This window comes from Brucella pseudintermedia (assembly GCF_008932435.1).
Classification (GTDB): Bacteria; Pseudomonadota; Alphaproteobacteria; order Rhizobiales; family Rhizobiaceae; genus Brucella; species Brucella pseudintermedia.
The window spans coordinates 48,650-62,128 of sequence record NZ_WBWE01000001.1; the positions used below are offsets into that span (position 1 = coordinate 48,650).

Below are 13,479 nucleotides of genomic sequence, written 5' to 3' on the forward strand. Positions count from 1 at the left end.
GATGCGCGTAAAAACAGCCAGATAGGGCATTTCCAACGATTCAATCAAAATGGGAAATGCTCTGGCCGTCCGCCATCGAGCTTGTTCAACTTCAGTTCCGGAAGATATTCGACTGCTCAGTGGCAGGGAAAACCATAGGAATGGCGCGTATCGTGCGCTGAATCGTGCAGCGTATCGGAATGGGCAAGCCCTACGCCGTAAATCAGAAACGCGCCGAGAAGCAGTGAACCGACAGCTGTGCCCAGACGGGCAGCGAGCGGTATTGCGAGTGTGCTGGAAACAGAATTCTGGGTATGTGCAGCCATGACAACCTCCGTGCAGGCAGCTGGGAAAAACCTCCCAAGGGGTGCGGGCTCAATGCCCTCACGCAACAGGCAGGTCTCCTGGCTCACGGGTCACGGGGATTGAAGCTGCCTTCCCAGAAGCCATTCTGCCTCCAGTGGTTACCGGTTGTCCGGTTTGCCTCATCCCTCTCCGCTCTACAGTCGCGGGGTCGGCTGCGATAAAGACGCCCGGAGTGGGTCCGTCCGTCGCATTCCCTTTTTGGTATCACCGGGATTCGTCCCGGCAAAAACCTGTTGCACGAGTTTGACATTAGGCTGTCGGCCCACCGGCGTCAATCAGCGAACAGCCAAGCGTGTTCGCAGGTTTTTGCCGCAGAGCCGCACCCATCCGTCGATTACATTGGCGCGACGTGAAATCATGGGCCAAAACCAGATCATAACGCCGATTACGAGCACCCAGGAGATAACCACGTCAGACAGGAAATGTGCACCCATAAACACGCGGTTCAATGATACGAGCGCAAGAAGCGGGATCAGGATTATCCCCGCAGTCAATCGAAAGCGCGCGGGCACAAGCATCAGGAGAGGCAGCATGGCAGCGGCTACCGACGATTCGCCCGACGGAAAGGAACAGTTGCGTTGACATATGCTGGCAAATTGCCAGGCCGGGGTAAAATCAGCCCAGCCGCCAAACTCCACTAAATCCCGCGGCCGTGCCCTTCCAAAAAGAAGCTTCAGACTATTCACCAACACCCCTGGGCCGATCGCATAGACAAGCACCATATAAATAATCTTATGCGGCGCGATGATTGAAAGTGGGCGATGCCATAGAGCGTAGAGTCCGACGAGCACGACCATGGCTCCTAACAGATACCACTGGCTAAGCCGATGAAAATTTCGCAACTCAATCCAAAATGGATTGTGGGAAATGTAGAAACTTCCCGCCTTGAAAAAAATCGCGAGACAAACAAATCAATATTGGGAATGACAATAAAAACACCACTTATCAAAACAAAAGAGTAAAGAAAATAATTCTGCAGCCTTATATTATTAAATTCACGCTCCGACCCGGAAAAAGAGAAAGAACTCAAAACATCACCTATTAGAAATAAGTAATTATTAAATTAATAATTGCATGACTTAATAAAGTAAGATTATACAACGAATCTATTCAGTTGAATAGATGGAAGTGGCTAGCAAAATTTAAGGATAAAGAAAAAATAAAAGAGAGATCACTTTTTAATTCAGCAAATCGCGAAAAGCGCTGCAATATCGAGGCACTTTTCCAGCTCTTCGGCCAGCTCATCCAATGCATCTTCAACACCGGCGCGATAATTTACGGAACTACCGCGCACACCAAGGCTCTCCAGAAATCTCCGGCGAAATTCGTCAGCATTGAAAACACCATGGAGATAAGTTCCCATGATCCGGCCATCCGGCGATACGGCGCCATCGTAATGCCCCGCTAACCAGGCAAAAGGCCGCGCCATATCCGGGCCGGTGGTGCGACCGATATGGATCTCATACCCCTCAAGCAGCGTATTGTGCAGGCAAGACGTCGCCTGTACGTTGCGGACAACTTTTTCCGGCGCCATCACTGTTTCGACATCGAGAAAACCAAGGCCGTCAATGTCGCGTGCATGCCCTTCGATACCGGCAGGATCGCTGATGTGGCGACCAAGCATCTGAAATCCGCCGCAGATACCGAGCACGTGGCCTCCCCGTCTGACATGAGCGGACAACTGCCGATCCCAGCCATTGTCCCGAAGTGCAATCAGATCGGCGATGGTTGACTTGGTTCCGGGCAGGACGACGAGGCCCGCATCGCCGGGGATGTTCGAGCCAGGCGGAACCATGACCACTTCCACATCCGGCTCAGCTTTCAAGGGATCGAGATCATCGAAATTGGCGATGCGCGGCAACATCGGCACTGCAACCGTGAGCGCCTGCTTGTTTCCGCTCACGGCACGCTCGAGAACGACAGAATCCTCGGCCGGCAATCGCGATACAGGCTTGAGCCATGGAACCACGCCAAAGGAGCGCCAGCCGGTAAACCGGGTAATAGCGGCGAGCCCGTCGTCAAAAAGCGAGATATCACCGCGGAACTTGTTTATCAGAAACCCGCGAACCATGGCGCGGTCCTGCTTGGAAAGAATAGTGTGCGTGCCGACAAGGGAAGCGATCACTCCGCCCCTGTCTATATCGCCGACCAGGACAACCGGTACATTCGCCTGCGTGGCAAATCCCATATTGGCGATATCACCAGCGCGCAGGTTGATTTCAGCGGGCGAACCCGCACCTTCCACCAGCACAAGGTCTGCGCCTTTGCTGACTTCTGCGAATGATTCCATAACCGCAGCCATGAGTTGCGGTTTCAATTCCTGATAATAACGCCCGCGCGCCTCGCCTCGCACCCGCCCCTGCACGACAACCTGACTGCCCATATCGGTCTGCGGCTTCAAAAGAACGGGGTTCATATGTACGGACGACGGAATTCCGCATGCCAGAGCTTGCAGCCACTGTGCCCTGCCGATTTCACCGCCATCGTCGCTGACTGCCGCATTGTTGGACATGTTCTGCGGCTTGAACGGTCTGACATTGAGCCCGCGATTGCGTGCGACACGGCATAACCCGGCGACAAGAACACTTTTGCCGACGTCCGAACCCGTACCTTGAAACATGATTGCGCGTGCCATGGAAAGGTGCGTAGCTTAAACGCGAGGCGCTGGCAACGGCATCTCGTTCGGCCTCCTTCTATGCAAAAATGCGCATCAGTTTATTACAAATGTGAGCAACATTATTCCAATGGAGCGTTGGCAGCCTACCGCTGTTATGATCTAGTTCAGCGAATAGGTGCGGTGCTGCAGGGAGGAAACCATGGATGCTGCCGACCAGATTCAGTTCGAACTGAACGAAGATCAGCTTGCCATTCAAGATATGGCGCGAGCCTTCGCCAGCGATCGTGTTGCGCCCCATGCATTGCAGTGGGATCGTGACAAGCATTTTCCCGTCAATGTATTGCAAGAGACCGGGCCGCTCGGCATGGGCGGTATTTATGTACGCGAGGATGTAGGCGGTTCGGCGCTGAAACGGCTCGACGCGGTGCTGATTTTTGAAGCCCTGGCGACTGCATGTCCTTCATTCTCGGCCTTCGTCTCTATCCACAATATGGCCGCATGGATGATCGACACTTTCGGCAACGACGAACAGCGGCAACGCTTTCTGCCGAAACTTACGTCGATGGACGCGCTTGCGAGCTATTGCCTGACTGAGCCCGGATCAGGTTCGGATGCCGCAGCGCTCAGAACGCGCGCCACGCGCGACGGCGACCATTATATCCTCAACGGCTCGAAGCAGTTCATTTCTGGTGCTGGCGCCACGGATGTCTATGTGACGATGGTGCGTACTGGCGAGGACGGTCCCAAGGGAATTTCCACCATCGTTGTGCCAAAAGATGCACCCGGCCTTTCTTTCGGCGGCAATGAATTCAAGATGGGCTGGAACGCGCAGCCGACAAGAACTGTTATTTTCGATAATTGCCGGGTTCCGATTGAAAATCTGCTCGGGGAGGAAGGAACCGGTTTCCGCATCGCAATGGCGGGGCTAGACGGCGGTCGTCTCAACATCGCCGCCTGCTCGCTCGGCGGCGCGCAGGCGGCGCTCGACAAGTCGCTGGAATATTGCGGCCAGCGCAAGGCTTTTGGCCAGACGATCGATCGGTTTCAGGCCCTGCAATTCCGTCTGGCCGACATGGAAACCGAACTCTCGGCCTCACGTCTTCTGCTTTATACCGCAGCCAGCAAACTGGACCGAAAATCCCATGACGCGAGCAAATGGTCCGCAATGGCCAAACGCTTCGTCACGGATACGGGGTTCAATGTAGCGAATGAAGCGCTGCAGCTTTTTGGCGGCTATGGCTATCTTCATGAATATGGAATCGAAAAGCTTGTCCGCGATTTGCGCGTGCACCAGATTCTCGAAGGTACGAATGAAATCATGCGCGTCATCATTGCACGCCAGATGATCGGGCGCTGACGAAATTTAATAACCGCCAAGGGAGGAATTCATTATGGCCAAAATAGCATTTATCGGCCTTGGCAATATGGGCGGGCCAATGGCCGCAAATCTTGTGAAAGCCGGTCACACCGTCCACGGTTTCGACCTTTTGCCGCAACATCTTGATGAAGCGAAGGCAAATGGCCTCGTGGTTGCTTCGAGCGCGCAGGAGGCCGTTGCTGATGTGGACGTGGTGATCACCATGCTGCCCGCGGGAAAGCATGTTCTTGCCGTCTATGAAGATATTGCGCCTAAAGCCCGGAAGGACTCGCTTTTCATCGATTGTTCGACCATTGATGTGGATTCGGCGCGCAAGGCACATGAGCTGGCGGCAAGCCACGGGCATCTTTCCATCGATGCGCCCGTTTCCGGCGGCACCGGGGGAGCGTCTGCGGGCACGTTGACTTTCATGGCAGGCGGCAGCGACGAGGCGTTCAGACGCGGCGAACCGGTCCTGCAGCCAATGGCCGGAAAGATCGTGCATTGCGGCGGCGATGGCGCGGGACAAGCGGCGAAGATCTGCAACAATATGATACTCGGCATATCGATGATCGGTGTCAGCGAAGCTTTCGTTCTGGCAGAAAAGCTGGGGCTTTCACATCAGGCCCTCTTCGATGTGGCTTCGACCTCATCGGGACAATGCTGGTCGCTGACAACCTATTGCCCTGTCCCCGGCCCTGTTCCGACATCGCCTGCCAACCGGGACTATAAGCCCGGCTTTGCAGCAGCCCTGATGCTGAAGGACCTCAAACTGTCGCAGGAGGCCGCCCAAAGCGCCGGCGCTGATACGCCGCTTGGAGCGCATGCTCAGGAACTTTATGGTCTTTTTGACCGCGAAGGCCATGGCGGCGAAGACTTTTCAGGCATTATCAATTATCTGCGGGCCAGATCGGTGGCAAAGTAAACAAAAGTCCACGCAAAAAACTTGCATTGTTTAGATTTGCTTAAGTCTCTGATAACCGTACGGTAACGATGTTGAGCTAGAAAGGAGCACGAGGCGGTTCACCCCGGCTCGACGCTCCGGATCTGGTACTGCGTACCGGAGCTCAGTATATCCCGCCAGTGTATTGTTCGGCGGAGATGCCATGCGTAATTGGCAAAACCGTGCACCTCTGGCAGCGCGGTTTTTGCCGTTCTCGGCCTGCAATATTGCCCGTACCGGCACATAAACCCTTGCTCCCGAATGATTGCCTGATTACACGCCTTTGTTACAAGGCATTTTAGCTGTCCGATTGAAATCCGGACATAATCCTGTGAAATGCAGTGCTCCTCCAGTGGAGCGCCTGCACAGGCTATTTTTATTCGAGGCAATGAGTTTGACCGCACAACGATCAACCGCCGCTGTTTCCAGCGCAGACAGGACGCTCTTCGGCCTGCCTTGGGCCGTTATATTCGTGCTGTGCTATTTTGCGTTTCAGGCCGTTCTTGTCACCCTCGTTTCAAACGGTGCCGGTCTTGATGACGCCGAACAGCTTGCCAATATTGGCTATCTGGACTGGGGCTATGGCGGGTCCCAGCCCCCGCTCTATACATGGATTACCAATCTTGCGGCGTCATTGCTCGGCACCTCGATGCTCACGCTGCAGATCGTCAAGTTCGGCCTTCTCGCGAGCTTGTTCCTGAGCGTTTACGGCGCAATGAAATTACTCGGTTTTTCGCGCATGGTCGCGTCGGCCGGCATGCTCGGATTGTTCCTCATTCCGCAAATCGGATGGGAATCGCAGCGCGCATTGACGCATTCAGTTGCTGGCACCGCCGGTTGTGGCTGGGCATTTCTGGCCTTTGCCTGGCATATGCGTGCGCGTCACGCGGGGTCTGCCATCGTTCTTGGTGCTGCGATGGCTGCGGCACTTCTCGGCAAGTTCAACGCGTCGTTTTTCCTGATCATGCTGGTCGTGACGGGCCTTCTCATTCCCGAATATCGCCGGATACTGCTCTCCAAGCTGAGTCTCGTAACGGTTCTGGCATTCGCGATCTGCTTCGGGCCGACTGCGATCTGGATGCTGGCACACAAATCAAGTGTCATGGCGCGTGCAAGCAAGTTTGAGATCGGTGCTTCCGGGAATCTGTTCTTCGACCGGTTGATGGGAGTCGAAAGTTTCATTGAGGCGGCGTTTCTGTTCTCTATCCTTGCCGTCGCGATCGCTGGAATTATCGCGCTCATCCATTGGAAGAAAAAGATTGCGCCACCCGCTCCGCTGGCGACTGGCGAGAAATTTCTTCGCCTTCTCATTCTGGTGGGCTTGGGTATCGTACTTGTCGGTGTTGTCGCAACCGGCGCTAATAACGTGAAAGACCGCTGGCTGCAGCCAGTCCTGTTTCTCACTCCTGCTCTGATGGCGAGCCTTATGGCTCGTTATCGGATCGGAGATAGAGCCTTGATTGACTATGCCATCGTCAGCGCTGTCGCGGCGCTTATTGTGCCGCCGGTGTTGAGCTTTAACTTGACCTATGGTTCGGGCTCGCCGCCTTACGGCCAGCTCGACTATCGACATCTTTATGAAGAAGTGCGGGCGAAAGGCTCGTTCAAGACGATCCTCACGGACAATGCACAGATTCCGGGTAATTTCAGATTGTTTGATTCGTCCTTGCGAGTGGTACATCCAGAAACCCCGGATACCAGAGCGCATTTGACGCCACCTGTACTCGTGATGTGGTTTGGTGGGGCTGAACCGAACGAGCGCATTGCAACTTTGTTGCAGAGTGCAAATATCGCCGTGCCTCACGAAAACATTGTAACCACGGACGTTACATACAAAACCCGCCCTGACAAGCATATGACCGTCAGCTATTTTCTGACGCCGTAACGAAATGGCCCGGAAAACCCGGGCCATTTGTTCTTTTATTCTACGGTATCCTGGACCGCATGCGCGGTGCTCTTTACATCGCGGCCAACGCCTCGCACCGTATTTGCGCAGGAGGCGAGCGTAAATGCGCAGAGAACAATAGCTAATGGGACAAGTCGGGTCAGCTTCATGACAGTCTCTCCAATGGGATGCGCGTTTCTGCCCTTTTGAAGGCAGACGCCTAGAGTTCCAAGCCTATTCAAACCAGTTATGCCTCCCGCCGCATACAAGCCCCTGCTCGGCAGCTGGCGGTGAAGCCGATTCACTCGGCTGTCACACAAGAAATCTAGCGCAGCGTTTTTCTCTGGCAAGAGAATGCTTTAAGTCCCATCCCAATAAACTGTGATCTTCATCAGCAGGCCCGGAAGGTCTCGAACCGCCCGGAGCGACGATAACCTTCAAAAACACTTCGCAGATGGTCAGCGACAACCTGAATATGCGGACCGGCTTCCGGTTTCACAACCATACCAAGCTGGTAGCGGCCAAGAGCAGGCAGGCCGTGCTCCGGCCCCAGAGCAACGATCCCGTCGCTCAACAGCGTTTTACCGAAAGGCGCTATCGCAAGATCGGCCATGATCGCTGCCCGCTGCCCCGTCGAGTGTGAGCTCATGTAGGCGATACGATATGGACGTCGGCTTCTTTCAAGCGCTTCGAGCGCACTGCCCCGCCAGGCACAACCCTCTTCCCAAATGGACAGCGGCAACGGTTCGCGACGATAGGCCGTACCGCACTTGGCGCCAGCCCATACAAGTTCTTCGTCCAGCAGAACTTCCACATCGCCCTTGTTAAGCACCGTGTGGGAAATATTGATCAGCGTCACGTCCAGCCGCCGCTCGTCAAGCCGCTTGCGCAGATTGCTGCTTTGATCGATCACCACATCGACCGTTACCCCCGGATGGCTTTCAGCAAAACGCTTCAACACGAGCGGCAGCACGCATTCGCCAATATCATCCGGCGAGCCCAGCCGAACCACACCGGTCACTGTGGGCGCAACGAATTTCGATACGGCTTCCCGATTGAGAGCCAGAAGACGCCGCGCATAACCGAGCAGAATCTCCCCATCGCTGGTCAATGTGACCGAACGCGCGTCACGGTCGAAAACCGCGACCCCCAGCTGTTCTTCCAGTTTCTTGATCTGCATCGAAACGGCGGAAGGCGTGCGGAACACCGCATTTGCCGCAGAAGAAAAGCTCCCGGTATCAGCTATCGCCACAAATGTGCGCAGCACATCAATATCCAGCATCGGAAGGGGATGTTGAACGGGCGCTGTCATGACGGACTCCGTTTCTAGCACTTTGTTCAAATTTTCTGATCTTAAGCCTTTCTATATTTCGTTTGATTGAACGTCAAGGGAAATACATATTCAAGATACCGACAAGGCGAGCTGCAGCGAACGCATCAACCGGACTTTCTGAATGAGGAGAGAAAAAATGACCGTTCATTGCCAATCCGCTTCCAGTGGCAGAGTGACGACTATTCGCTTCATGCCGACTTGGACCGTCGTGAATGCACCGTCATGGCTGCTGGTACTGCACTCCAAAATGCGGAAGCAGCTGCAAATCTGGGCTTACGAGGGGCGCGTGAGGCGAAGCCGCCGGGTGCTCGAATCGTTGCCCGAGCACATATTGCACGATATTGGCTGGCCCAACGTGGATGATCGTCTGCCCGGCATTCCAAGAAACCCGAACGAACTGCCCCGCAGAAGCTGAAATCAAATGAGGGCGAGCGCGCGACCCGCCCTCATTTTCCCGACATTAAAATACCTTTTCGCGGCAGGCATTTAGCCGCACTTTGCAACCTACCCGTTCTGTGTCTCAATATAACACTATCTTGTTTGCGCCATCACCCTCCCCCTGCGAATCTCGGTTGGCGCGGCAGGACTACCGGTCTGAAAGCGACCGGCTAAAACCGGGCCCAAAACGACCCGGAGTCGTGACGGAGACACAAGGTTCGGCTGCGTCGGGAACCGTAGCCAAAGCCTTCGAGAATGGGAACGTTCGGGCATGATCCAGGCTTCATCGGTTAAGCGGTCTATTGTCTTTTTTCTTGTTCCAAATTTTTCGATGATTGCTTTCGCAACGGCCATCGAGCCATTGCGTATTGCAAATCGAATGCTGGGTTATGACGCCTATCGATGGCGGCTGACATCGGTTGACGGAAAGCCGGTAACGGCTTCCAACGGTGTGGAATGCGCTGTCAACGCCTCGCTGGAAGACGAGCGGCGCTTTCTGCAGCGCGAACAGCGTCCATCGATGGTGTTCGTCTGTTCCGGCGTCTATGTGGAGGAATTCAGGAACAAATCCGTCTTCGCGTGGCTGCGCGAAGAGTATAATCGCGGCGTTGCGGTCGGCGGGCTTTGTACTGGGGCGCATATACTGGCGGCAGCCGGGCTTCTATCTGGAAAGCGCTGCGCCATTCACTGGGAAAATCTCCCCGGCTTCTCGGAAGCATTCCCCAAAGCTGAGGTTTATGCTGATCTTTTTGAGGTTGATAGCAACCTCTACACCTGCGCAGGCGGAACCGCTTCGCTTGATATGATGCTGAAACTGATCGGGGATGATTTCGATGCAAACCTGGTCAACAAGATTTGCGAGCAAGCGCTGACGGACCGTGTTCGCAGCCCTCAGGATCGCCAGCGCCTGCCGCTGCGCGCCCGTCTCGGCATCCAAAATTCGAAGGTGCTGACTATCATCGAGATGATGGAAGCCAATCTTTCGGAACCTCAGGCGCTGATCAATGTCGCTCATACGATAGGTCTGTCTCGCCGGCAGGTGGAACGGCTTTTCCGTCAGGAAATGGGTCGGTCGCCGGCACGCTATTACCTTGAAATCCGCTTGGATCGGGCACGGCATCTGTTGCTGCAGTCATCCATGCCCGTTGTTGAAGTTGCAGTTGCCTGCGGTTTCGTGTCGGCGTCGCATTTTTCCAAATGCTACCGGGAACTGTATGGCCGTTCACCGCAACAGGAGCGGGCAGAGCGCAAAATGCTCATTGCAGCGTAAACTTGATATTGAAAGGGAATGGCGTTGAACCTCGAACAGAACAGCCCATTCCTTTCAGCTTCTAAAAGAAAATCAAAAGTCTACAGCTCGTTCCGGAATCAGTTTCACAGGTCGGACCGCATATGGCTCCAGATCAACCGGCATGTCGTGAATGGAACAGTCCTCCCCCACCCCGTGGTGATTTCCGCAAGCTTCAATGCAGTCGTCTGACGCTGCTAATATGTCGTATAAAGGCAAATGTCGCGACCAGCCAGCGACTATGGTTTTGTGAAAATACCAACTGGGGTCGCATAAAATGGCAGAGTTTCCTAAGAAGGCGAAAGTTGTGATTGTCGGGCTGGGCGGCATCGTCGGCGCCTCGATCGCGCACCACCTGATAGAGCGCGGCTGGGACGATATCGTCGGCATCGATAAATCCGGTATCCCGACCGACATCGGCTCGACAGCCCACGCCTCGGACTTTTGCTATGCGACAAGCCATGACTTCCTCTCCTGCTGGACGACGCTTTATTCCATCGACTTCTACGAAAAGATGGGGCATTACGCCCGCGTCGGCGGTATCGAGGTGGCCCGCGTCGGCGACGACGCGCGCATGGACGAAATCAAGCGCAAGGTCGCGTCGGGCAAGGCTTTCGGCACCCGCGCACGGTTGATGGAACCGGCGGAGATCAAGGAAAAATTCCCGCTGATCGAAGAAAGCATGGTTCAGGGCGGCCTGTGGGATCCGGATGCGGGCCTCGTCATCCCGCGCTCGCAGACTGTTGCGGGCAAGCTGATCGATCAGGCGGAAGCCGCGGGCAAGCTCAAGAGCTTCGCCAACACGCCTGCACAGTCGCTGATCGTTGAAAACGGTCGCATCAAGGGCGTCGTCACGCATCGTGGCACCATTGAAGCCGAATATGTCATCGTCTGTGCGGGACTTTGGGGACGCCTTATCGCCGAAATGGTCGGCGAAGACCTGCCAGTGATGCCGATCGACCATCCGCTGACATTCTTCGGCCCCTATAACGAGTTTGAGGGAACCGGCAAGGAAATCGGCTGGCCGCTCCTGCGCGACCAAGGCAATTCAGCCTATATGCGCGACACGGGTGATCCAAAGACTGCCGAAGGTGGCCAGATCGAATGGGGGTACTATGAGGAAACCAATCCTCGTCTGTGCCATCCGCGAGATCTTCTGGAAAAGCACGAAGCGCGCCTGTCGCCCTCACAGCGTGACCTCGAAATGGAGCAGATTCTGGAGCCGCTGGAGCGTGCCATCGAACTGACGCCCATTCTGGGAGAACTTGGCTACAATGAAAGCCATTCCTTCAATGGCTTCCTGCAGGTCACAACCGATGGCGGCCCATCGATGGGCGAAAGCCAGAAGGTGCGCGGCCTCTGGTATGCCGTGGCCATCTGGGTCAAGGACGGCCCCGGCATGGGCAAGCTCATCGCCGACTGGATGACGGATGGGCGCACTTCCATTGATCATCACGCCATCGACTATTCCCGCTTCTACCCGCACCAGATGACCGAACAGTTCATTTGGGACCGCTGCACAGAAACGGCGATGAAGGTTTATAATCCGGCGGTTCATCCGCGTGAACCTTTCTCCAAAGGCCGCAATATTCGCCGTTCACCATTCTACGAACGCGAAGTCGAACTTGGCGGCTATTTCATGGAACTTGGCGGTTGGGAGCGTGCGCATGGCTATGCCGCAAACGAACACCTGCTGGAGAAATACGGTGACCGTGTGCCGGTACGCAAAAACGAATGGGACAACCGCCATTTCTGGCGCGTCTCCAACGCCGAACATCTCGAACTCACCGAAAATTGCGGCATCATCAATCTCTCGCACTTTGCGATGTATGATATCGAGGGCCCCGACCATGTCGAGCTGATGGAATGGCTCTGTGCGGCCAAGATCGGCGGCGACGCCAATATCGGAAAGGGGATCTATACCCACTTCCTCGACGACGAAGGAATGGTGCGAGCCGACTTCACGGCAATCCGCATGGCTGACCGCATTCGCATGATCAATGGCGCCGATGCGGGCCCACGCGATTTCCACTATATGCGCCGTGTGGCCGAAGATAAGGGTTTCGATGTCACAATCACCGATGTGACGGAGAAATACGTTACCATTGGCATCTGGGGTCCGAACGCGCGCGAAAATCTGAAAAAGGTCGTCGAGAACCCGGAAGGGCTCGACGCGGAAAACTTCCCCTTCGCTGCCATCAAGCCGATCCGGATTGCAGGCAAGGACGTTACCGCCTTCCGCATTTCCTATGTCGGCGAACAGGGCTGGGAACTGCATATGCGTTATGAAGACGGCCTCGCCGTCTGGGATGCGCTTCGCTCCACCGGCGTGATCGCGGTGGGCGTCGAGACCTATGCCAATACCCGCCGTATGGAAAAGAGCTTGCGCCTGCAAAATGCCGATCTCCTGACCGAATACAATCTTCTGGAGGCTGACCTTGCTCGCCCCAAGGTCAAGGAAGCTGACTTCCGTGGTAAGGCAAAGCATCTGGAATACCGCGCCCGCGAGCATCAGCCCGCCATGCTCTGCACGCTGGTCATGACCGACAATGTCGATAAGAACGGCGTGGCCCGTTATCCAGTTGGCATCATGCCGGTACAAGACCCTGAAACGGGAGAAACGCTTGTCGACGAGCTGGGCCGCCGATCATTCACGACGTCCGTCGCTTATGGTCCGACCATCGGCAAGAACATTGCTCTTGCTTATCTGCCCTGGGCTTATTGCCAGGAAGGCCGCAAGCTGAACGTGGAATATTTCGGTGAGACTTATCCGATTGAGGTGCGCTCTATCGGCTATAAACCGCTCTACGACCCGGAAAACTTGAAGCCTCGCAGTTAATCCCGTTATATGCAAAAGCCGAGGCGATGCCTCGGCTTTTGTGTTCAGATCGCAAGATTATTTCAACGTGGCCTTGCCGCCACTGATCGTTATCTTTTCATCACCGGTCAATGCTTCGCGGTCCCCATTGGGAAAGGTCACAAAGCAGCCCGAAGCGCAGAAATCCACCGTCTCGCCCGGCGCGACGATCATTTCGCGCTTGGAAGCGCCTTCCGTGACGACTATCGTCTGCGGGCCGCTATCATTGTTGGAAATCTGGGCAGCATAAGCGCTCCCGGCCGAGACCGCAAAACCAATTGCTGCACCAAGAACAAGCTTGGCGAAGCCATTGAGCTGATGTGTGTTCATATCGTCCCGACCTTTCTATCGCTCCCGCTGCGATATGTTCTCTGTCGCGTGAGCCCTATTGCCCTGAGACACCCCTTTATAAGCGG

At 55.2% G+C, this 13,479-nt stretch carries 12 protein-coding genes and 1 riboswitch; of the genes, 6 read left to right on the forward strand and 6 right to left on the reverse strand.

The window, feature by feature from the left end; all coding sequences use genetic code 11:
• Positions 1 to 116 precede the first annotated feature (116 nt).
• The 3 genes from F9K78_RS00240 to F9K78_RS00250 form a co-directional block, all read right to left on the reverse strand.
• Entirely contained in the window at positions 117 to 305 is a 189-nt protein-coding gene (locus F9K78_RS00240) for a CbtB domain-containing protein (RefSeq protein ID WP_121982245.1), read from the reverse strand.
• A 51-nt stretch (positions 306 to 356) separates the two neighbouring features.
• Positions 357 to 594, reverse strand: a riboswitch (cobalamin riboswitch).
• Between the two features lie 26 nt (positions 595 to 620).
• Positions 621 to 1,142 (reverse strand): phosphatase PAP2 family protein, encoded by a 522-nt coding sequence (locus F9K78_RS00245; RefSeq protein WP_121982244.1) that lies wholly within the window; start codon positions 1,140 to 1,142, stop codon positions 621 to 623.
• 386 nt (positions 1,143 to 1,528) lie between these two features.
• On the reverse strand, positions 1,529 to 2,980 hold the full coding sequence (locus F9K78_RS00250) for a cobyric acid synthase (RefSeq protein WP_121982243.1): 1,452 nt from the start codon (positions 2,978 to 2,980) through the stop codon (positions 1,529 to 1,531).
• Between the two features lie 181 nt (positions 2,981 to 3,161).
• Here F9K78_RS00250 and F9K78_RS00255 point away from each other — a divergent pair, with 181 nt between their 5' ends.
• The 3 genes from F9K78_RS00255 to F9K78_RS00265 all read left to right on the forward strand — a co-directional run bounded on the left by F9K78_RS00255 (position 3,162) and on the right by F9K78_RS00265 (position 7,147).
• On the forward strand, positions 3,162 to 4,319 hold the full coding sequence (locus tag F9K78_RS00255) for an isobutyryl-CoA dehydrogenase (protein WP_121982242.1): 1,158 nt from the start codon (positions 3,162 to 3,164) through the stop codon (positions 4,317 to 4,319).
• 34 nt (positions 4,320 to 4,353) lie between these two features.
• Positions 4,354 to 5,244, forward strand: a complete 891-nt coding sequence (gene mmsB, locus F9K78_RS00260) for a 3-hydroxyisobutyrate dehydrogenase (RefSeq protein WP_121982241.1) — start codon at positions 4,354 to 4,356, stop codon at positions 5,242 to 5,244.
• 406 nt (positions 5,245 to 5,650) lie between these two features.
• Positions 5,651 to 7,147 (forward strand): glycosyltransferase family 39 protein, encoded by a 1,497-nt coding sequence (locus F9K78_RS00265; RefSeq protein ID WP_121982240.1) that lies wholly within the window; start codon positions 5,651 to 5,653, stop codon positions 7,145 to 7,147.
• 35 nt (positions 7,148 to 7,182) lie between these two features.
• Here F9K78_RS00265 and F9K78_RS22300 read toward each other — a convergent pair whose 3' ends face one another.
• Positions 7,183 to 7,317, reverse strand: coding sequence for an entericidin A/B family lipoprotein (locus tag F9K78_RS22300; protein ID WP_006470280.1), 135 nt, complete (start codon positions 7,315 to 7,317; stop codon positions 7,183 to 7,185).
• A 221-nt stretch (positions 7,318 to 7,538) separates the two neighbouring features.
• A complete protein-coding gene (locus F9K78_RS00275) occupies positions 7,539 to 8,459 on the reverse strand; it encodes a LysR family transcriptional regulator (protein ID WP_121982239.1) in 921 nt (306 codons plus the stop codon).
• A gap of 157 nt (positions 8,460 to 8,616) precedes the next feature.
• Between F9K78_RS00275 and F9K78_RS00280 the strand changes: the two genes are divergently transcribed.
• The 3 genes from F9K78_RS00280 (at position 8,617) to F9K78_RS00290 (ending at position 13,045) form a co-directional block, all read left to right on the forward strand.
• On the forward strand, positions 8,617 to 8,895 hold the full coding sequence (locus tag F9K78_RS00280; protein WP_121982238.1) for a DUF1127 domain-containing protein: 279 nt from the start codon (positions 8,617 to 8,619) through the stop codon (positions 8,893 to 8,895).
• Between the two features lie 294 nt (positions 8,896 to 9,189).
• Positions 9,190 to 10,188, forward strand: a complete 999-nt coding sequence (locus F9K78_RS00285; protein ID WP_021586008.1) for a GlxA family transcriptional regulator — start codon at positions 9,190 to 9,192, stop codon at positions 10,186 to 10,188.
• A gap of 295 nt (positions 10,189 to 10,483) precedes the next feature.
• Entirely contained in the window at positions 10,484 to 13,045 is a 2,562-nt protein-coding gene (locus F9K78_RS00290; protein ID WP_121982237.1) for a GcvT family protein, read from the forward strand.
• 57 nt (positions 13,046 to 13,102) lie between these two features.
• Here the strand turns inward: F9K78_RS00290 and F9K78_RS00295 are convergent, their stop codons facing one another.
• Complete coding sequence (locus F9K78_RS00295) at positions 13,103 to 13,393, reverse strand: hypothetical protein (RefSeq protein WP_121982236.1); 291 nt, start codon at positions 13,391 to 13,393, stop codon at positions 13,103 to 13,105.
• Positions 13,394 to 13,479 lie beyond the last annotated feature (86 nt).